17 protein-coding genes and 1 pseudogene are annotated in these 21,812 nt (G+C 48.8%); 2 read left to right on the top strand and 16 right to left on the bottom strand.

The genetic code is table 11. From position 1 onward, the window contains the following. Nucleotides 1-126: 126 nt before the first annotated feature. From AN963_RS12045 to AN963_RS12085, 9 genes are all read right to left on the bottom strand, one after another. Nucleotides 127-1,695 (bottom strand): CehA/McbA family metallohydrolase domain-containing protein, encoded by a 1,569-nt coding sequence (locus AN963_RS12045; protein WP_055744842.1) that lies wholly within the window; start codon nt 1,693-1,695, stop codon nt 127-129. Nucleotides 1,696-1,861: 166 nt separating this feature from the next. Beyond that, entirely contained in the window at nt 1,862-3,412 is a 1,551-nt protein-coding gene (locus AN963_RS31925; protein WP_055744843.1) for a SulP family inorganic anion transporter, read from the bottom strand. A gap of 220 nt (nt 3,413-3,632) precedes the next feature. After that, a complete protein-coding gene (locus AN963_RS12055; RefSeq protein ID WP_055744844.1) occupies nt 3,633-4,085 on the bottom strand; it encodes a nucleoside deaminase in 453 nt (150 codons plus the stop codon). Nucleotides 4,086-4,109: 24 nt separating this feature from the next. After that, nucleotides 4,110-5,060 carry a carbamate kinase gene (gene arcC / locus AN963_RS12060; protein ID WP_055744845.1) on the bottom strand — a complete coding sequence of 317 codons (951 nt, stop codon included), beginning with the start codon at nt 5,058-5,060 and terminating at the stop codon, nt 4,110-4,112. A 62-nt stretch (nt 5,061-5,122) separates the two neighbouring features. Beyond that, nucleotides 5,123-6,595 carry a cytosine permease gene (locus AN963_RS12065; RefSeq protein ID WP_055744846.1) on the bottom strand — a complete coding sequence of 491 codons (1,473 nt, stop codon included), beginning with the start codon at nt 6,593-6,595 and terminating at the stop codon, nt 5,123-5,125. 105 nt (nt 6,596-6,700) lie between these two features. Then, nucleotides 6,701-8,125 carry a YlbE family protein gene (locus AN963_RS12070; RefSeq protein WP_055744847.1) on the bottom strand — a complete coding sequence of 475 codons (1,425 nt, stop codon included), beginning with the start codon at nt 8,123-8,125 and terminating at the stop codon, nt 6,701-6,703. Between the two features lie 6 nt (nt 8,126-8,131). After that, nucleotides 8,132-9,676, bottom strand: a complete 1,545-nt coding sequence (gene fdrA / locus AN963_RS12075; protein WP_055744848.1) for an acyl-CoA synthetase FdrA — start codon at nt 9,674-9,676, stop codon at nt 8,132-8,134. Further along, nucleotides 9,658-10,566 (bottom strand): DUF2877 domain-containing protein, encoded by a 909-nt coding sequence (locus AN963_RS12080; RefSeq protein WP_236707965.1) that lies wholly within the window; start codon nt 10,564-10,566, stop codon nt 9,658-9,660. The genes fdrA and AN963_RS12080 overlap by 19 nt, the downstream gene beginning before the upstream one ends. Before the next feature lie 6 nt (nt 10,567-10,572). Further along, the gene (locus AN963_RS12085; protein ID WP_055744850.1) at nt 10,573-11,181 is read right to left on the bottom strand and encodes an ankyrin repeat domain-containing protein; all 609 of its coding nucleotides are present in this window, start codon (nt 11,179-11,181) and stop codon (nt 10,573-10,575) included. A 397-nt stretch (nt 11,182-11,578) separates the two neighbouring features. Between AN963_RS12085 and AN963_RS12090 the strand changes: the two genes are divergently transcribed. Together AN963_RS12090 and AN963_RS12100 are read left to right on the top strand one after the other, a co-directional pair. Then, nucleotides 11,579-13,273 (top strand): PucR family transcriptional regulator, encoded by a 1,695-nt coding sequence (locus AN963_RS12090; protein ID WP_055744851.1) that lies wholly within the window; start codon nt 11,579-11,581, stop codon nt 13,271-13,273. 911 nt (nt 13,274-14,184) lie between these two features. Continuing rightward, nucleotides 14,185-15,039, top strand: a complete 855-nt coding sequence (locus tag AN963_RS12100; RefSeq protein ID WP_055744853.1) for a DNA/RNA non-specific endonuclease — start codon at nt 14,185-14,187, stop codon at nt 15,037-15,039. Here AN963_RS12100 and AN963_RS12105 read toward each other — a convergent pair. From AN963_RS12105 to AN963_RS12130, 7 genes and pseudogenes are all read right to left on the bottom strand, one after another. Beyond that, a complete protein-coding gene (locus tag AN963_RS12105) occupies nt 15,026-15,790 on the bottom strand; it encodes a GNAT family N-acetyltransferase (protein WP_055744854.1) in 765 nt (254 codons plus the stop codon). The genes AN963_RS12100 and AN963_RS12105 overlap by 14 nt on opposite strands. Before the next feature lie 150 nt (nt 15,791-15,940). Further along, on the bottom strand, nt 15,941-16,804 hold the full coding sequence (cyoE, locus tag AN963_RS12110; protein ID WP_055744855.1) for a heme o synthase: 864 nt from the start codon (nt 16,802-16,804) through the stop codon (nt 15,941-15,943). A 10-nt stretch (nt 16,805-16,814) separates the two neighbouring features. After that, nucleotides 16,815-17,267, bottom strand: coding sequence for a TetR family transcriptional regulator C-terminal domain-containing protein (locus AN963_RS12115; protein ID WP_236707966.1), 453 nt, complete (start codon nt 17,265-17,267; stop codon nt 16,815-16,817). 12 nt (nt 17,268-17,279) lie between these two features. Continuing rightward, nucleotides 17,280-17,384: pseudogene (locus tag AN963_RS32275) on the bottom strand (TetR/AcrR family transcriptional regulator); the annotation flags it as partial. Nucleotides 17,385-17,623: 239 nt separating this feature from the next. Beyond that, on the bottom strand, nt 17,624-19,672 hold the full coding sequence (locus tag AN963_RS12120; RefSeq protein WP_236707967.1) for a peptidoglycan D,D-transpeptidase FtsI family protein: 2,049 nt from the start codon (nt 19,670-19,672) through the stop codon (nt 17,624-17,626). A gap of 234 nt (nt 19,673-19,906) precedes the next feature. After that, a complete protein-coding gene (locus AN963_RS12125) occupies nt 19,907-20,467 on the bottom strand; it encodes an NADPH-dependent F420 reductase (protein ID WP_055744857.1) in 561 nt (186 codons plus the stop codon). After that, on the bottom strand, nt 20,464-21,663 hold the full coding sequence (locus tag AN963_RS12130) for an aminotransferase-like domain-containing protein (RefSeq protein ID WP_055744858.1): 1,200 nt from the start codon (nt 21,661-21,663) through the stop codon (nt 20,464-20,466). The genes AN963_RS12125 and AN963_RS12130 overlap by 4 nt, the downstream gene beginning before the upstream one ends. Nucleotides 21,664-21,812 lie beyond the last annotated feature (149 nt).

A 21,812-nucleotide genomic window follows, 5' to 3' on the forward strand; every position in this document is an offset into this window, starting at 1 on the left:
ATATCCGAAGGACGAAAAGTACGGCTCAAAGACAAAGGCAGTGGCTGCTTCGGACGAGAAGGAAGTCCTAGACAGCCACTGCCTTTTGTAAATAATCGAACCCCTGCATCCTAAAAAAGTTGTCCCCTACTTCTTCTCAGGTTTCACAGTAACAAAAATAGGATTGGAATAGAACCACAAGTCTTGATAATTCCGTTTGTTGATCTCGGCAAATCGCGTCTCGTTGTCCGCAATGTCTGTCTTGGGATCCATCAATGGCTCTCCGTTGCTCGTCTCACCTGGGACATTCACCCCTAGATTGGTTCCTCTGAGGCGAAAGTATTGATTCTTATCCGCTTTCCAGGTAAAGGTGATGACGTTGTAACCATTGCGATCGGTTTTCCAATCCTTGCTTGTGAAGCGCTTCACGACTTTTGTTGTATCGTTTGTGGCCTTGTTATACGCAGGTGTGCCTTGCACTGCTTTACCGGTTACATCTCCTGCAATCAGATCCACGTGATCCACACGAACAGGATCGCCGTTGTTATTCTTTTTCGGGCTCTTGAAGCGGATCGTAATCTCCGCCTTTTGTCCTTTTTTGACAATAAGTTCTTGGCCCATTTCGGATTCCTTGCCGCCACCTTGAATTCGGAAATCCAATGCGTCAATCAGATCTCCATAGACAGAAAATGATTTGCCAGATCTCATGCCATCCAGTACAGACTGCATGGTGGTTCCGTTTACCCACGTATAATTCTTCGCGTACTGACCGGGCCAGTAACCACTGGAGTAGAGACGGTTATCACTGATTTCGAAATGGGAGTCCGAATTGGAAAAGTTCCAGAAGTGTCGTCCTTCTCCAAGAAGGGCATCCCAAGAACCGCCAACCTTAGCCAGCATGTAATCGGAACCGCCGTACGTCCGATTTTCAGGCGTGTCCAAATTCAAGCCGCCTCGATCTGGTTCCATTTGGTTTCCGGGCATGCCTTCAAAACCGAATGCGACATTGGGTGCAATATTGTTAAAATCGCGGAAATCCGAAATGGTATACACCTTTTTTCGAGAGGGATGATTCATAATGGCGTAGCTGCTCTTCTTATAATTCTTCTCAAGCCATGCGAGTGCGGTACGAGCGTCTTGAGCTGTGGTGTAGGCTCTTTGATCCTTCTTTTCCCAAGCAGCTACGTCCCTTGGATCGAACATCTTCTCGTCTCTGTTGGTAAACAAATACTCGAACTGATTGACAGCTTTCAAGCTTTTCTCGGATCCCGACTTGTCACCGACAATACCAATCCCGACGTGCTCGTAAGTAGGCATGTCCCATTCAAATCCCGAGAAGATGATTTTATTACGGTACTTGCCCTCGCTCTGTAGCTGTTTTATTTTTGGTGCTTGATATTGAATGATCCCCTGCGACAACGGAATGGGTCCACCCGCGATCGCGTTCCCTTCGTCATCTCTTGCAGATGTTCTCAAGTGATCGGAAATCGCGATCCAGTCCATACCATATGTGAATGCATGGTCGAGCACACTTTCTAGCGACTGCTGTGCATCGTCGGATTGAAAAGTATGAGCGTGATACTCCCCTTTCATCCATCTGCCATGCACGTTCTTTTGATCTTTATCCTCTAACTCTTTTGCTGCTACAGGCAGACCTTGCGCAAGAATGCTCATACTGAGAGCCAAAACGGTGATCGCTTTGAATCTAGGCAACATGTTTGTATACACCTCCGAAGTCTTGTACCTTTGAACACCTCTGACTTTAAAACAAAAAGATTAAGCCCGTTTTCGGTGATGGTAACTTTTTCGTAAAGCATTCTTGAACTGCACTCGAAAACGCAAAAAAACCCCTCCTTCAGGAGAGGTTTTTTGACGTATAGGGCTATGCTTTTACATTCGACTCCTGCAACTGCACTTTTGGCGCATTGCGATCAATCATGTATTTCCCCACGAAGATCGCGGCAATCATGAGATACGCGTAAACGAACTGCATGGACGAAGCTTGCGCGAAGCCAACGGTCGGAGCGTGGATGATCCCAAAGAGCGAGAGGAGGGAAGCTGTCGCGCCTGCGATGGCGGCACGCAAAGGCTTATCCGTGATGGCAAATATCGCGATGCAGCCCCACACCATACTGCTGAGTGGTGCGCCATTTCCTAAATGGACGAGACCGTTGTAATAAACGCCCTTGTTGGCCATAGCGGCAGCCCCCACCGCCTTACTCGTCGTTCCAGCCGCAGAGAGTATGTTATTTGCCATGGTCAACGCCCAGTTGGCGATCCATGGGAACAGGCAGATGAAGATGACAGGCACCTCTATCTTAGGAGTCTCTCGAACGACTTGATTGGCTGTCACAATCCCGATGTAAACCAGGATGGGAACAATCGCTGCTACCGGAATGACTGCCAGCAAAAAGGCGCCGAGTCCAAAGAGTGAAATGATAAACATCGACAAGCCCGTTGCTACAGTGTAACCAATACCAGCCCCAAGTGACTTCCATCCTGCGTGACCGACATACACCGTAACGGGATACGGATTGCCGCAAAAGCATCCGATAATCGAGGAGATTCCATTGGCCAGCATGACTTTGCGCGTATTGTATTCATCACCAGCGGCATGTGCACTCTCGATGTTTTCCAGGTCAAAGATGTAATTCGCGAGGCCAAGCGGAACGGCAGATGCCAAATAAGGAAGGGCATGCGGGATTCCTTGGATCAAGCTGTCGATGTGCACGGAAGGTGGGTTAAAGCCAAACGACTGCATAGCGGCTGCGATCGCCGCCGGATCTTGTAAGCCGAAGATCCACGCCAGGGCGGTTCCGGTGGCGAGCAAGAGAAAGCCTGTTGGAATCTTTGCAAACAAAGGTGATTTTCCAAACCAGTTGAGGAAAATGATGATGAGGACAGCAAATGCCACGAGTGGTGTCTCAAACGATTGCAGCATCGGGTTCATGGCCAGAAGCAACAGACCTAGACCTGACAGACACGACAACAGAACGGTTCTCGGGATCATTCGACGGATGGTGTCACCCAAAAACGAACCGACGACGAGAATCATTGCTTCAAAAAAGCACCAGACGAGTGCGATCTGGAAAGCAAATTCTGCGTTTTTCGTCTGCAAATACACTGGCAAAATGACCAAAAAGGTCACGGTAAAGATCGAGGGCGCGCTTGGCCCAGATGGCAGAGCCGTTACATCTCTTCGCCCCGTTTTCTTTGCCAAATAATAACCAAACACGAAATAGCAGATACTGGCCAAGCATATTCCTAGTCCAAACGCAGGGACGACTCGCCCATACACGATTTCTTTCGGAAAGCCTACGACGAATAACAGTAGGGCAATCATCGTCAACAGATTGGTCAGGTTGTTGGCGAGTAGACCAAAATAAGCGGCCCAGTCGCCTTTTTTCCAAAGCAATCCTCGTACGTTATCCATTTCCGCTCAGCTCCTATTATGAAAGATGGATGATCACTCAAAAACTCGAATAATTCTGAAATTTACCTACAAAAAAAGAGAGCAAATCATGGAGTTTGTTTTGAGAGCCGAATGGTACAGGTTGAAGCATGAATGAAAAGGGTAAAGGCAGTGCCAGAAGAACAGCCCCCATCATGGTTCCTATCTACTGACACCGTTACCTCATCGTTTCCTTTGTCTCTTACACGTTGGCTTTTTTATGAAAATGCGTGAATAAGTGATCGCAGTCGGCACGCTTCTCTACCTTGATCATGTTCAGCGCGCTCTTGTCTTTGCCCGACAAATAATCGCGGAGATGCTTGTCGGAAAAGCCGTGCTCATGAGCATCGTCGTTCGTCGAGCAGTAGTACACTTCCTTGATTCCTGCCCACATGATGGCGCCCACGCACATGGGGCAAGGCTCGCATGTGGCGTAAATGACGCAGCCTTCCAGATTCATAGTCCCTAGCTTTTTGCAGGCTTCACGGATTGCCACCATTTCTGCGTGCTGAGTCGGATCGTTATCGGCGATCATCCGGTTGCTGCAGACGACAATAATCTCGTCGCCTCTGACGATAGCTGCGCCGAATGGACCTCCGATGTTGTTATCCATGCCTTCGATCGTTTTTTCTACTGCCAGCTTCATGTAATCCATCGTGTTGTGCCTCCTACTATGCTCTTATCTCACAATGTGAGTGCCTGCCTTGTTGTTGACTGCTTCCTTGAGGCTCTCCGGGTTCGTGATGATGACTCTGGACCCGTTTTTCTCCAAAAAGCTCAGGCTCGCCTCGATCTTCGGCAGCATGCTGCCCTTGGCAAAGTGATCCTGCTCGATATACTTCTTGGTTTCTTCCACGCTGATTTGCTCCAACGCTTTTTGATCCGGTTTTCCGAAGTTGATGCAGACGCGAGGAACTCCTGTGGTGATGATCAGTGTCTCAGCGTGAATTTGCTCTGCCAGCAAGCTCGTGGCAAAGTCTTTGTCGATGACGGCATCGATCCCGTCATACTCATTGTCGCCTTTTTTCACGACTGGAATGCCTCCTCCACCTGCCGCAATCACCACGTAGCCGGAATCAATCAGCGACTTGATTGCATCCTTTTCGATGATATCAATCGGCCGCGGAGAAGGAACGACTCGACGATAGCCCCGACCGGAATCCTCCACCATGACCCAGTCTGGATGCTCAGCCTTCATCGCTTCTGATTGTTCCAGGGTAAAGAAGGAGCCGACTGGCTTCGTAGGATTTTGGAAGTTTGGATCATCGATGCTGACTTCCACTTGTGTGATGACGCTCGCTACTTTTTGTTTCATCCCGCGCTTGGCAAATTCGTTCGTCAGCGCCTGCTGGATCTGGTAACCGATTCCACCCTGTGTTTCTGCCACGCAATTGACCAAAGGAATCGTAGGCATCCCGGTAATTTCGTTGGCAATCTCGCAACGGCGCATCGCAAATCCGACCTGCGGACCGTTGCCGTGCGTTACGACTACCTTGTAGCCTTCCTCGATCATATCTGCAATATGGGTGACCGTTTCTCTCACAGCTTCATACTGATCCTGAATCGAATCACGTCCATTTTCTCTGACTAATGCGTTGCCTCCGATGGCTACAATAACAAGTTCTCCCATCCGTATACCCTTCTTTCAAGTGATATCAACTCTACGCTTCACTCGGCAATGAGATCATGCTGTCAGGAAACGCTTCCGTTCGGTTTGTTCATGCGATGGCAAAGTGTATAGAGTACGAAGGAAAGAATCAGCCCACTGAAAAAGGCAAATTGATTCAGCGTAGACAGCAGAGGGACATTCTTGAGAAATGCGCCGGACATCGGAAGAATGAAGCTGATTGCCATGATGGTGCAGGCCACGACGTTGTATCCATTGGAGTACTCGCCGTTATCACCTGGTTTCACGTACATCGTGGACAAGTTCAATCTTCTTTTCCGTTCAATGTAATAGCTCGAGAGCATGATCCCTGCAATCGGTCCGTACATGGAGCCAATGAAGCTATAAAACAAGTACAGCGTCTCCGTGCTCGACACCAGCTTCCAAGGTAAAATAAGCGTGCCAATCACTGCTGTCCAGATACCTGCAGACTTGACCGTAAACCATTTTGGCAGGAGCGCCGTCATTTGCAGGCCAGCAGGCAACAGATTACCAAATACCACAAAGCCAGTAGCGCCTACATTCAGGGCCAGAATCAGCACGATGACTGCAAACGGATTTTCGATTTTGCCAATCGCGTCGACGATATTAAAGATCGGCTGTCCAAATGCGATTTCGGTTCCGACAATCAGCCCGATGCACGTAATGGCAAAGAGTACATAAGAAACGATCATCCCGATCGGAAGACCAATCATCGGCGCTCGCGGCGTTTTGGCCCGTTGTGTCAGGTCTGCGATGTTGACGATTGGACCTGCCCAGTTGGATACCAAGGCACTCACGCATGCGATGAATACGAGCCCATTCTCCATTGGCTTGACTGGCACATAGTCCATAATAGGACCGATACCACCTGCGATCCAGATGGCCCAGATCGCTGCCCCGATGATGAAGATGTACACCACAGGCGACGAATACTTGCTAAATACACTCAAGATGTTCATTCCACCTAAAAACAATAAAACCGTGACCAGCCATAAAAGAATGTAGGAGAGCATCGTGGGAAAATCCAAGCCGAATATGTCAAATCCAGCTCCCCAGGTCATGTAGCCCGGAAAAATTTTCGCAAAAATCACGTTCAATGATTGCGCCCCTACTACTGTCGTTGCTCCAAAGAAGACGACCCCTGCCACCAGTCCGCGGCATAGCGCAGGAATGACAGAACCTTTTACACCGAATGAATCTCGCAACAGCATCGCAAACGGAATCCCGTACTTGGAAGCTGAGTAGCCGTTCAGCACATAACCAGCCGAAACGATGATAGCAGACAGCATCACGGCCATAAAAACCTCTGGCACGCTCAGACCGAGAGCGAAAAACCCGGCTACTGTCATGTACGACATGATGTTATGAACGGCGCCCATCCAGACCGTAATGTAAGAAAACGTACCCCAGTCTCTTTGTGCAGTTGACTTCGGTAAAATATCTTCGGAATACCCATAGGATTTCCACTCTTCACGTGCTGCTTCTTCTTGTGCTGCTTTCCATTCTACCTGTGCCATGTTCCATCTCCTTCATCAAGCCCTCCCCTCACACTCGACTCTCACAGCGTCATGAGAAACTGTCCCCTGTACTGCGAAAGTCGCGTGATCGCAGGAAAAAACTTGTTAGCTGATGCGTTCGCTTAAGGTCAGGAGTGCTTTTTCAAAAGCCTCAGCAGGCGGGTACGTAATCCCTGCTCCGATCATGCCAATTCCAGCTTCCTTGTGGGCAATCGCTGTATTGATGATCGGTAGAATCCCCGTTTGCACCACATTGCGAATATCGATACCCGTCGCTACCCCTTGGAAATTCAGAATCGGAATCGTTACATTCGGGTTCTCTGCTGTCGTGATTTCCTTCATCTTGGTCGAGAAACCAATTGCTTCATCCACGGTTCCGCCTACCAATGCGACAATCGCTGGAGCAGCTGCCATCGCGAATCCGCCGATACCGTATGTCTCTGTAATTGCGCTGTCTCCGATATCCAGACCGGAATCTTCCGGCTTGTACCCTGCAAACATCGGCCCTACTACCTTTTGAGCCGGACCCGTAAACCATGTATTTCCTGGCATACCGCTCACACGGATTCCGAATTCTACGCCATTGCGGGCCATCGTGGTGACGATCGTGCTGTGTTCGATACCATGTGCCGCATCAAGTGCGCATTTGCACAAGGCCATCCAGGTCGGACCGGAGAAATAATCGCTGCTCGCGACGAAATCAAAGACTTCGCGCTTTTGCTCCTTGGTGAAATCTGTTTCTAAAATGTACGGCGTCAGCGCTTGAATCAACAAACTCGTACCCGCATTATTCCGGTTGTGGCACTCGTCACCCATGTGTAGCGCTTGGGCGAGCAGCAGGCGCAAATCGATCTCTCCGGCAATTTTCATCGCCTCGCGCAGCATCGGACCGAGCACGTCGCGCATCCAGTTCAGACGTGTAATGACACTTTCGTCATTTGCACCCATTCGGAGAATTTTGGACATTTGCTCACTTAGGTTTGTATAAGCCACGTTGCCATATGTTTTATTTTTGACGACATGCATGTACATCGAAGCAGAAGTGACACCCGCCATGGAGCCTACGCAATTATGCTCGTGGCATGGGGAGAAAGTAATCGCCCCAGACGCCGCTACCTTCTCGGCCTCTTCGATATCTTTTGCCAAGCCTTCGAACACGAGAGCGCCAGTCACGGCACCCTTCATCCCTCCGCACATACGGTCCCACGTAATCGGTGGTCCTGCGTGCAGGATGGTAGTCTTCGTCATGCCTGGAACCACATTGATTGCTTGGTCGAAGCCAACTAGCATCGGCTGCGATTGAATGATTCGCTCGACTGCCAGCTTGTTTGCTGCTTCGATTTTTTCTGCCAGTGCAGCATTTTCCAGTCTGTCCAGAGCGGCGATTAATTCAGGCTTTCCACCGCCTGGCGGTTTCCATTCCAGATGCGTCGCACTTCCTTGCTGCTTGATGATGTCATCTTTAAAGAATTCGATCCCTACGTTGATGGCATGTATTTTATTTGAGAACAGCTCATTGATTTTACTCATGGTTGGTTACGCCCCTTTCCCAACAAATTCTCTGGCCAAAAGACCTGCATTGGTACTGCTGCTGGCAATCGTCACTCCAGCGGCCATCAGCTTGCCCACCTGATCTTCCAGCTTCGGCGAATCCAGATCTGTACCCATTACATAGCCCAATATTTCCAGATGTCTCCCGTCTTTTTCTGCCTGCTTTTTCGCCTCGATAATCGCCGGCAGCATGACACCTACTGGATCTTCGTGGGAACCGAAGCCCAGGATAAAGTCCATGAGGATGACACCCACAGATGGATCTTTTGCTTCCTCCAAGAATCTAGCGATGCGCGTGGATGGATCGATCATCGGATGCGGCTTGCCGTTCGTGAAATCGTCGTCACCCATATCCAGGAAGGTGTGGGCTTGGCTCACATGCAGGTTTTTCAGCTTGTAATCCGGATTCTTCTGAATGTTGCTGTATACGTCTTCAAACGTTTCCATTGCGATGTACATCGCTTCATCACACAAGGTACCGCCGCAGAACAGTCCGCGAACGTATTTTTGCTCCGCTGTCAATTTGGCACGCACTTCTTCGATCAGCGGCCAGTTCAATGCACGTTTGTTGATTTCGTCTTCGTTGGCTCCTGCCAGAACAACGGCTTTGAGCGCAGCTTCTTTCGAGGTTTTGGCAAAATGCCCGCCTGCTGCAAGTACCGCTTCTTCTTTACCACCAATGAAATAAACAACAACCGGTTTTTTGCATTGTTTCACTTGTGCCAGCACTTTTTCTTCCACGCTTGGTGCAGGTGGCTTGGAAATGAGCACGATGACTTTCGTCGCCTCATCCTCGTCCAATGCCTTGATGCCATCCAGCATCATGATGCCGCCCACCTGCTCGCTCAAATCACGCCCACCGGTACCAATGAGCTGCGTAATACCGCCACCAAAATCGTGAATGCGAACGCTGACCTCCTGGCTGCCCGTTCCGGATGCTGCCACGATACCGATGTTTCCTTTGCGTACAGCGTTGCCAAAGCACAGAGCTACATTTCCGATAATCGCGGTCCCGCAGTCAGGTCCCATCAACAGCAAGCCTTTTTCGTGTGCGAATTGCTTCAAAGCGATCTCGTCTTCGATGCTGACATTGTCGCTGAACAACATGACGTGCAAGTCGTTCTCCAGTGCCTTCCGGGCTTCTCTCGCTGCGAATGCACCGTTGACGGAAATGATCGCCAGATTCGCCTCGGGGATACTTTTTGCCGCGGAATCAATGGTGGCGTACTTGATCTCGCTCGCCCCTTTGGTTTCGCCCTTTTTCGTGAACAGCTCCTCGATGCCTGTGAATGCATTCTCGCAAAGCTCGTCTGTCTCTGCTTTGACGACGATCATCAGGTCACTGCTTTTCGCCTCTTCCAATTCGGGCGTCAAAAGCCCGACGTTGCGCAGCACTTCCTTGTTCATTTCCGTACCCATGGCGATAACCGCCTGTTCCACACCTGCGATCTGGTTCGCCTTGGTCGATAGAGACATCAACGAAACCGAATCAAAATAGGTGCTTTTCTTGATCACGACTTTGATAGACATACGTTACCTCCCGCTTCTATTTGGAGTTCCAATCCACTGAGCAGCCCTAGCGCCATGTCTGTGCCAGACGATGAGCCAATGTTCAGGACATGGCCCAAAGAGAGAACCACCTCTTCTGTGGTTCCACTAATTATGGATTGGAGCAGACGGACGATCGATTCTCTTACGTGGCCGATCGCCGCTTTTTTTAGCATCATGAAGCTGATTTCATTCGTCCGCTGAGCAGAGGCTAGGACGATCTCTGCGAAAAATGAATGTGGCAAACAACGCGGGATGTTCGGCATGTGGTAAACGCTAAACAATCCCGTTAAGAAATCGTCTCCTGACGGTGTCAGCCCAGGTCCAAGACCGACAAGTCCAATGGAGTGCTCGTGCGCCTTAGACCATCTGAGCGCAGCCAGATCTTCGACGAGCTGGCTCGACCGTGACACCAACAGCCGAGAGACTTCCGCTTCAAATACATTGGCTGGTTGGAGCACCTTTTTCATGCCGCCTGTCTTTCCGTGAGCGGCCAGGTAATCCTTCATGACTGCCACATTTCCCAAAAGACTTCCTTGATCAGAAGGATAAGCAGGTAGCACACATTCCCATCTGACTACATGATCCTGACAGGAGATGGTGAACTGCTTTCCCACGGATACCATGCCATCGCTGACAAGCACTTGGTCATTCACGGCAATACCACTATTTTGGAAGCGCTTACGATCAACCACTAGCGTATTGGGCCCGTTATCCAATTGGTTACAGGCAATCGTATACAACTCACCATTTTCCGAACACTGAATGTTGATGGTCTTGTCAAAGATGCTGTGTACAATCCCGCTGAACCTGCTGCTCGCGATCCTCTTTACAAAACCGGCATCGCCCGACAATGCTTGAGCATGATTCACACAAATTTACTTCGCTCCGGCTTCCAGCAAAATTTGTTCGATTTCAGTGTAGCCTTTTTGTCTGGCGAGCGTCAGCGGTGTCACGCCGTATTTATCTACCATGTGAACATTAGCACCGTGTTCGATGAGCATTTTTATGATTGTCTGCTGTCTTTCTCCGCCGTCGTTCAGGATGATTGCTTCGATGAGTGGAGTCCATCCGCACGTATTGGTGTGGTTTACATTGATGTCCGTCGTCGTCAACAGCTCATGCACGATTTCCACGTGACCTTTTTCACTCGCAGGTGTGATACCCACTCCCCCAAAGCGAGTGACGAGTTCCACGTTTGTATTGGCTTTAACCATCATTTTCACGAGTTCTAATTTTCCATTGACGCAGCCAAATAAGAACGGATTAAAGCAGGTTTCGTCTTGCAGGTCGATATCTGCCCCTGCCTCGATCAAATACGCCACTGCGTCATAGTGGTCGTTCATCGCCGCGAGCAGGATCGCCGTTCGTTTCTGCTTGTTCCGTGCATTAAGATCGACGCCTTGCGCTACATATGATTGGAGTGCTGCGACATCCCCCTGGCTTGCTGCCTCAAGGAACGATTGTACGAGTTGATTATCAGACATGTAGTACCTCCTATAATCTTAGTCAGCCTCTTTAGAAAACTTGGCTTTGCCAAGCCCCCGGCACAGGTGAAGCCTTAGTTGCGCTTATACTATCAACCTTAGAATTTCCTTAGTATCCGATCGTACAAAAAAGAACAGATTGCACAATCAGGTCCCTATGATATAGTTGACTGGTATAATTCACGATTCTGGTTGCTAAGCCGGGTGAAATAGCGGGGCTTGTAGCAAAAAAAGGCATAAAACTCGCCTTTTTCGACATATAACACCCCCTGCAGCATTATTGTAGACAGGATACGAGTGGCCGTCATTGTGTATCCAAACTAAAAAAAGATACTCTCCATTGTGCACGATGCACAATTTTACAAAATGCTTGGAAAGCGGTAAGGGAGGGAAGCGAATGCTGACGATTAAAGACTTACTCCACATTAAATCGATCGATGGGATGCGCATTATTGCCGGACAAAACGGCGTCGATAACGTCGTTTCTATCGTCAATATCATGGAAAATCCCGATGCGTTCGACTGGCTCATGCCCAATGAATTGCTCCTTTCTACCGGCTATATTTTTAAAGACAATGAAGAATTGCAAAATCGCATCATCAGGGAGCTCGCGGAAATCAACTGCTCGGGTCTGTGCATCAAAATGCATCGCTACTTCGACGAAATCCCGCAGAACATGATCGATCTGGCCAACCAGCTTGGACTCCCGCTGCTGACGATCCCCTTTGAATACACCTTGTCCAAAGTGATCGCGATCATCAATGAAAAGGCATCGGGTAGATATGACTTGCTCAACCGAAAGTCGTTGGACATGCACAACATCCTGTTTCGCATCGCGCTGGAGGGCGGGGGAATCGACCGGATTTCCGCTGAGCTGTCTGACACGATCAACAACCCGATCCTCTTTCTGGACCGGGACTGGAACTTGCTCCACTATACAGAAGTCGAGAACAATCCTGTGCCACTCTCCTCTTGTCTGCATCTGGTGAGAAATCGTCCTGTATTTACGAAAGACTTTACGGAGACGATTCCCCGCAACATCAGTCAGATCAAAAAATCAGTCAAACGAATCTATTATTCCAAAGGTCGCGAAATTAAATGTCGCATTCTTCCTGTCGCGGTCGCCAATTACATCTACGGATATATCATCGTGTGGCAGACGGTTCGGGAGCTGACCGAGTTTGACTATATTGTCCTGGAGCAATCCTCTACCATCTTGGCCCTAGAGCGCATCCGGGCACGGGAGATCGAGGAGGTCAAGCTGACGATCCGGCAGGACTTTTTTGATGACTTGCTCACCGGAAAGCTGACTTCTATCGATTCCATCCAGCCATTGTGCGATCTGCACGGCATCAACGCCAGCTACATGTACTACTGCATGGTCATTACGATCGAACCGGACGTGCTGGGCAGTCTGGAGGATATGGTCGTAAGAAAATATGAGCAAGATCATATCGCCAAAAAATGCGTGGATCTCGTCTACGAGCATGCCAGTCAAGCAAACGGAGAACTGATGTGTTTTTACCGAAACAACCGGATCATCGTCCTCATCGGGCAAAATGAATACAGACCCACTATCACGGTCAATGAAGCGAAGCAGTTTGCCGACGAGCTGTACGAGACTTTGCTGGCAAAAATCAAGAAAACGACGTTCTCTGTCGGGATCGGCCGTCAGTACAAAACGATCACTTCCTTGCACAAGAGCTTTTCCGAAGCCCATGAAGCGATCCGGCTGATGCACAAGTTTGACGGAAAACGATCAGTCTCTCACTTTGAGGATTATTCGATCTATCACTTTCTCGAATCGAATATCAAGGCGAGTGAGCTGGAGGACTTTTTTCTGAAACGTCTGGGGAAAGTCCATGAGCACGATCTTGGTTTTGGCACCAGCTTCATGACGACTTTGGAGGGTTACTTTGCCCACAACCAAAATGTGAGCGAAGCGGCAAAGGCCATGTTTATTCATCGCAACACGTTCATCTATCGGATCGATAAAATCAAAGAAATTCTTGGCACCGATCTGAAGCATTCCGAGGAGCTCCTGCAAATTCAGCTCGCTTTGAAAATCTATAAGCTTTTGCAAAAAGAGTAAGAAAAAAGAAAAACGCGGGAAATTGAAGTGCACCCGCGTCCTTTTTTTGCACTTGGTCAGACTGTAGTGGAGTGGAGGAAAATGGAGAAAACGCTCCAGCTTCTTGGGTCCCCTGCTGAGGGGTCATCCCTGTACGGTTCCATGAAAAAAGAGAAACCGCGTCCAAAGTAGCCGATCCTGTCCCAAAGATCTTCGCTTTTTTCTCCCTTTTCCTCTGCCAGCTTTGGCTCTTCCACTTGCCTGCCTTTTCTTGAGAGCCTTCCACGGAGTTTCTTTGAAAAAAACCCTTCGTGGGACAATACCAAAGAAGAACGAAAGCTTGGTTCTCCCTATTCATTCGCTCCCGTGACACGTCGAACGGACATATTGGATGTCTTCGTTTTTCACTTGATTAACCCATATCCTTCGAAGCGCGAAGATTGGGAAACTAAGCTTTTACTCCCTTGACCCCTTAACACCAGGTAGCTAGAAACCACAACAGCTCGCAGGAGAAGCAGGTTTCCTGGCGGAGCGACTCCGGAACCCAGCTAAGCGGAACAACGAATTCACGGGATCCAGAAGCGGTACCTCTGTATCCGCTTCGGAGCGGCTACTCCTTTACCGCTTCCCCGTGAATCGTTGTGGAGCGGACAGTCTATACTCCATTGCAGGGTGTAAACGGGGCCCCGCCGAACGCGAGCGTTAGCTTGTGTTCGGTGGGTAAAGACCGGAGCGCAGATCGGAAACCTGCTTCTCCCCACCCCAGCTATGTTGTTAAACTCTCCCTCAAATTGGGCTTTTTGACCTCACTACCAATAGTACGACCGACTGTGTGCCAAGTTGCCCGATTCTAGTATAATACGATTACGACTGAATATTCATACAACATGTTGTGCGTGGAAACCAGCTATTTTCCAAGGAGGAGAGGACTCATGAAAGCAGGCTACGATCCTTTTTTTCTCAGTGAAAAGCACCACATTCCACTGCCATTACCGCAGGGCCGCACCGCCACAGATGCATTGGACAACGGGAGCGTATTTGACTTTACGCACTTTTCTATCGTTATGAACCAGCGTACCCGATTCGCCATTATCTCTGCAGCCTGCGTAGACATCAGTCGATCCACGAACATCGAGCGTGATAACACGTCCTGGCATTTTGACGATCGGATCCGAAAGGAAAATCAGGTCGGGCCCGAGTATTATGCCGAAAACGATTATGACAAAGGTCATCTCACCCGCCGAAAGGACATTTGCTGGGGAGAGCGACGAGAAGCGGAAAGAGCCAACTACGACTCGTTCTGCTACGCCAATATCGCCTTGCAGCACCATAACTTCAACACCGGAATCTGGAACTGCCTGGAGGACTGGGTCATTCAACGATTGAACACAGCAAAAAGACTGATCATCCTCACCGGACCGATCCACAAAGACGAGGATGAAGAGTACTGTGGCGTACGTGGAGAACCAGGCTGCGGTATTCAGGTTCCTTTTGGTTTTTGGAAGAGCGTCCTGTATGTAGACGAACAACAACTACAGGTGAATGGTCTCTCGTTTCTCATCCGGCAAAGTTCGGAGCAATCCAAGGAACGCTGTGAGTACCAAAGGCTCGTCACCTATCAAGTACCGCTTGAGACGATCGCCAAGGAAACCAGTCTGCAATTTGACGCGAGTCTCTATCCTCGCAATCCTCTATTCGCAAAGCCGCGTCTGATCGCTGGCGGACGTGAACAGACTGTCTCGGAGCAGATCCCGATCCACCGGGCAGCAGACATCAAGTGGAGCTAGACCTGTCCACGCCCACGTCGCGTATTCGATACCAGTACGGATAGACTTCCTTGTACCCCAGTTTTTCGTAGAGTCTGAGCGCTGGTGTATTATCTTGCACGACCTGCAGATAGGAATGCTTGGCACCGTGTTCTACTCCCCATTGCAAAATGCTCAAGACCAGCTGCTCACCAAATCCGCGCTTGCGGTAGGAAGGGTCTGTCACGATATCATAGAGGCCGATGTATTCTCTTTCCAAAACACCTAGACCGCAGGCAACGACTTTCCCCTCATGAACCAGAGCAGCATAGCAAGTGGACGGTATGATTTTTCGCAGCGTCTGTGACATCGTCCGCTTCTCTTCATCATCCTTTCTTGATAGTCGACAAAAAGCATTCACCCATTCATCCGTGCATGCTTCATAGACTTGGACGGTCTGAATGGAAGGTGATGCCATCCTCTCAAGCGAAACCGTCTGCACACTCGTATCTGCATGGAGGGCATATCCTTTTTGTTCCAGAAGGGCGTCCAAGCCAGCTGGCTGGGAGTACGGTGTCAGTTTGAAGATCGTGGGGAGCCCTTTACTTTCGTAGTGTCTTTCACATGCTGCTATTTTTTGTTCGAGGTTTGTAATTGTCGGGGGATAAAGCGGATAGACGGAGTTCGCTCTTTTTGTATAACCGTCGGCAAAACGCAGTAGCCAGCCATCGTCTACCATCGTCTCCAATGCAGGCCAGGCGTTGATTGATCGTTCTTCCAATTGTGCATTCATCACTTATCAGCTCCCTCTCTTATTAATATTAATTCATAAATACGTATAAATATACAATTTTTCGTTCATTTTGGAGAACATAAAAAACCTCGATCCTTCCTAGTTTGGAAAGGTCGAGGTTTCTTTTGGTCCATTGCAGTCAATTTGAGATCATCCTACTATACGATTCGTATCCAAAATCATCGTCAGGAACATAATCATCAAGTAATTGATCGAAATAATAAAGTTTGTTTTCGCCCACTTCTCATCGTTTTTGGCCCTGAATCCAGCTACCGTATGGCCAAGCCACACAACGGCTAATACCACTGAGAGTACCAAGAAATAGGTACCGACATATCCATAGGTGTACAGCAAGACGGAGGCAGGAACGAGCAGCACAATATACGGAACCATCTGCCATTTCGTCCGCGTAATTCCCTTAACGACAGGTAGGAGCGGAAATCCCGCTGCTCTGTATTCCTCTACACGTCGAATAGCGAGAGACCAGAAATGGGCAGGTTGCCAGAGGAACAACAAGGCAAACATAATCCATGCCCCCATATCCACTTCACCAGTTACTGCGCAATAGCCAATGACTGGAGGCATCGCGCCAGAAATCCCTCCAATAGAGGTACTCCAGGTTGAATTTCTTTTCAGCCACATTGTATAGATGACTACATAGACGAAAATACCTAATAGACCCAACCACCCTGCCAATTCATTGACAAGTACAAATAACACACAAGAACCGACTACGCCAAGCACGATCGCGTACAGTAACACAGCTTGGGGCTTCATCCGCCCTTGTGGAAGAGCACGGTCACGCGTACGTTCCATTTTCGTATCAAAATCTCGATCCAGGTAATTATTGAATACACAAGCAGAAGCCATAGTCAAAGCGGAGCCAAGTAGCATCCACAGCAATCCCCACAGGTCAATCTCCCATCGTGAAGCGACCCAATAACCACCAAATGCCGCAATCAAGTTCAATCGGATAATGCGCGGCTTGGTGAGGGCCACAAGATCTTTTAGCACAGTGTACCTCCTAGTTTTCTTTCAGTGATACTGCCACTTTCCGTGGACAGTCTGGTTGAATAGTTGTTCCATGCAAAAAAATGGATATCGCCATACGATGTAGCTCGATTTGCTCTTCCATCTTCCGTTCATGCCGTGCTGCTCCCAATCCTGCGAAGAGGGCGTACAGAATGAAGGCGAGCTGGTTCTTGTCATAGCCGCCTATCTCCCCTTTGTCGATTGCCTCTTGCAGGACCGAGTGGAAAACCTCCCGCTGCTTCTGAACAGCAAGCATAATTTGTTTGACAACCTCAGGATTGGCGGTCTCACTCCCTCGAAACTCTTCGGCCGCTTTGGTGAGAGGGTTCTTTAACTCGTCGGCCACATGATCAGCGAGACCATATAATTTCTCAGATACCGTCTGACATTGCTTTTCCTTGGAAGACCATTGCTCAATCCATTCGTCGACCTGCTCTTCAATCAAATAAAGAAACAGGCCTTCCTTACTTTTAAAGTGGTGATAGAGATTGCCTTTGCTACTTCCAGAGGCTACGATGATGTCTTCTATGGATGTTCCGAGATAACCCTTTTGGGAAAACAAATCTTTTGAAACGAGTGCAATACGTTTCTTTGTCTCTGTATTGCCTCGGGAGACTTTCTTACTAATAATCGTTCATCTCCTCCCTACGTTCTTACCAAACAGAACGGTCGGTCTATTGAAGAATAACACAGCTTATGGGTAAAGGAATGGACGATTTGGTACAATTCCATGAAGAAAGGGCCTTTCCTCGTTCCATACAAGGACGACCCCTTCACTAGATTCATTGCCTATGCGCTTCTTCACTTTCCACTTTTTACCGGTGTGACCAGTCCCACCTTCTGGTCATAAATGTCGTAGACTGCCCTGGCAATATTGGCTGCGGAACGGCCGCCATAGCCGCCTTCCGGTACGACTACTGCGACAGCCAATTTCGGATTTTCCAAGGGAGCAAACGAAATCAGTACGCCATTTGTAATACGGGCGTATCTCGACCATTTTTCGGACGATTTCCCTGTTTTCTTATCTACGACTGTGGTTGGCGTATAAATATCCTGTTCAGAGGTTCCCGTTTTGGCCGCGATTTTGTATGGGAATCCCGCAAATGCGTTGATCGCGGTTCCCCCTGGCTGCGTGACCAAATACATCCCGTTATGGACGATATTCCAATAAAGGTCGGGAAGCTTGATCGTATTTAATACTTTTGGCGTGAACGATTGCACCACATTTCCTTTGCTATCCTTGATCTTGTCCACGATTTGCGGTTGCATCCTCACGCCTTTGTTTGCCAAGGTCGCTGCGTATTGGGCAAGCTGCATGGTGGTCAAACGGACTTGCTGACCAAAGGATGATTGGACCATAGCGGCTAGCGGGCCGTATTCCTTGTTCATGACCAGGTAGTCTTCCTTGCCTTCGTTTTCGCCAGGCAAATCAATTCCCGTTTGAACCCCTAAACCGAATGCATGGTAGTAGTTTTGCATGACCGATACCGCTTCTTTGCCGTACTTGCTGGACATCAGCTCTCCGACTCGGGCCATATACGTGTTGGAGGACTTCTGCAAGGCCTTTTGCGGAGTGAGGACACCGTAATTGTGATGCTGGTCGTTATTGATCGTGTCCGTACCCCGTCCATAGTGGTAAGCGCCCGGATCAATCCAGCTGTCATTCGGGCTGATCACTTTCTCCGCCATGCCCATGAGTACCGTGATTGGCTTCACGACAGACCCTGCTGGCACGATTGACTGGGGATGCTTGTAATTCTCCGCTTCAGCAGCTTTGCCCGTCTTGGGACGAACATCATAGGGAGCTTCTTTGATCGTGCCGTTCGTAACCGAATATTTAATTTGGTCATAGGTGTCGCCGTCCAGACCCATCGACCATACATTCGGATCATATTCGGGATAGCTGACCATCGCGACGATTTTTCCTGTTTTCACTTCCATAGCGACGACGTATGCGCCTTTTGCTTGAGAAGCCTTGTCCACCGTTCGCCTCAAATCCGGCATGAAATCCTTGATAAAATCGCGGATCCCTAGCTGGACATCCTCGTCGATGGTGAGATACAGATCGTCGCCTTTTGTCGGTGCCTTTTCTTCTAGCATTTTTATGATAGTCTGGTCGGAGGTGACCTCATATTTTTGGTATCCGTTTTCGCCCCGCAGCTGTTCTTCGTAGCTTCTTTCCACTCCATCCAGCCCTACCATTTGGTTCGACAGATAGTGATCCTTTTGTTGGAGATAGAAATCGGAACCGAGATTTTCCGCTACGTGATAGGGACGCACGTATCCAATCGCTTGGACAGCCACCTCTTTTGGATCATAGACGCGGATGGGCTTCGTTATTACCGCAACCCCAGGCAAGTCGCTCAAGTGCTCCTCCAGATAGGCGATTTCCTTTTGGGACAAATCATATTTGAGATCCTTCTCCGTCAATTTCGGGGAAAGACGCATCGTTCTTTCCATTTTTCCGTCCTTCAGCTCGTAGCCCACATCCATCTTTTTTAACAACGATACTTTATTTGTTCCTGCCAGTACCTTTTCTAAATGGGTCACCAGGTTCAAATAATCGTTGCTCGTCATATTGTCGAGTTCATGAAAGACGGCGGTGAACGAAGCACGGTTGTTTACGATCACTTTTCCGTTCTTATCGTAGATATCTCCGCGTATAGCCGTGATCGGTGTTTCTTTGAAATTTTGCTTGCTCGCCTGCTTCGCATAGTCATGGCCTTGGGCGATCTGGATATCTGCCAGGCGCAGTACCACGACGGAAAAGATCAGAAAGACGAGGAAAAATAGGATATTCAAACGCTTCGAGAGCATGGTTTTCTGCTGTTGATCTTCTTGGTTCTTCACTACCTTACTCCCCCCTTTGCGTTCAATTTGTTACCTAGAGAACAACCGCTTTTTACTGTATACAACTTTGCTCATCAAGGAAATAGTTATTCTCGCATCTTTATATTGACACTTTTTTGTACGACCTTTTTACAAGAGAGCCGAACCGCACTAAAATGAAAAGCCGAGACGATTGCCTCGGCTTCGTTACGCGATATATTTTACGACGATGTCTATTATCCTTTTGCTACCAACCTATCTCACGCTAATCATCCGATCAATCGCCCTGTTTTCCTCCAAGGTCCCGGCATCCACAATCTGATAGCCTGCTCCCCCAAAAAGCTCGATAACCTGACATTTGGCCTCTTCATCATCACTGGTTACGTAAATCGCTGATGGGACTCCCTGTTCTATTCTCGTATTCCTATGAATTCCAGCACTTTTTGCCCCGACGACTCTGCTCTTGGGCAGTTTCTTTTGCAATTCTTCTGAACCGGAAGTACGCCAGCCGAATAGCAATCGATCTTCGCTAGTTTGCGGGATGGACAGGTCAATCACGATTTTTCCATTCAACCAGGGTGCGTAGACGTCTGCCCATGGTAGCAGGTCCTGAAAAGGCATTGCCACAATGATCAGCCGATGAGCATTGATCGCTTCCGTATAGCTTGAGACATTCACCCTCGTCTCCTCCATCAGCAGCTCCCTTGCCAAGGCTACCGAACGAACGCCCCAAGTTACCGCCTCGTTTGGAAATCGTTCACGCACATAGTGGACAATCCTTCTCCCCCATCTTCCATCGGCAATGATCGCGATCATCGTTCATACACCCTGCTAGCCAATACCTTATCGATGGCATTCATGAAACGACTCATCCCCAGTTCGATCACCTCAGGCGAAGAGTGAGTGTAGTTGAGCCTGAGTGTATTCTTTTGGGGTTGGCCGCTGAAAAAAGGGGCACCAGGTACGAAGGCCACCCCCTCCTCCACAGCTACTTTCAATAAATCAGCCGTATCGATTGAGCGGTTGATTGTCACCCATAAGAACATGCCTCCCTTTGGCTCCACCCATTGGAATAGATTCGGGTCGCTCTTCATCAAGAAAGTCTGCATCACGTCTAGACGTTGTTTGTATTGCTCTCTCAGTCTGTGCAAATGCTGTTGCATCGAGAAATCCTGCAGGAAATAGCACAGCGCCCGCTGATCGATGGAGCTGGTATGCAGATCAGTCGATTGTTTCGCTAAAGCTATCTTACGGACCACCTCTTTCGGCCCTGTCAACCAACCGATGCGGACGCCGGGAGCTACCGTTTTGGAGAAGGTGCTGGTATAGATCACCTGTTTTCCCGAAGGATCTATCGCTGCTAAAGGAATCGGCTCCTCCTCCGTAAAGCGCAACTCAGAGTACGGGTCATCTTCTACAATCAGCAAATCATGTTTCATTGCCAAATTCACCAAGGCTTCTCGCCTCTCTTTGCTCCACACTTTCCCCTGTGGATTCGAGAAAGTGGGAACTACGTAGATGAATTTTGGTCGGTAGGTAATGATTTTTTCTTCCAGCTCCTCAGGAATCATACCGTACGAATCGCTTTGTACCGCAATGATGTTGGCTTCGTACATGTTGAAAGCTTGTAGTGCTGCCAGATAGGATGGATTTTCTATCAGAACGGTATCACCTGGAGAGAGAAACACCTTTGCCACCAAATCAATGGCTTGTTGCGATCCTGTCGTAACCAGAATCTTGTCATGAGAGGCCGGAATCCCTTTGTCTTGTAGCCTCTCTTGAATGAGCAGTCGCAGATCGTTGTCCCCTTCTGTCGGGCCATATTGCAGACTTTTTCCTCCTGAGCGAAATGCCTTGTGATAGGCCAGCTCCAATTCCTTTAGGGGAAACAGTTCTTCGTCAGGAAGTCCACCCGCAAAAGAAATGACGTCACCTGTTTGAATCATGCTGAGCAAATCTCGAACTGCTGACGAGGTAATTGATTGAACACGCGTTGCAAATGGATATGCCACATGGACCACTCCTACCAACTCGTTTATTTTAGAGCAAGCATAAGGAGTAGTCACCATAACAGTAAACATCACATTATAACACTTTTCAAAAAATTAAAAATGAACTATATCCTTTTCAATCTCGATACGATACACTGTTCGTAATTATT

Origin of the sequence: Brevibacillus choshinensis (assembly GCF_001420695.1) — a bacterium.
Classification (GTDB): Bacteria; Bacillota; Bacilli; order Brevibacillales; family Brevibacillaceae; genus Brevibacillus; species Brevibacillus choshinensis.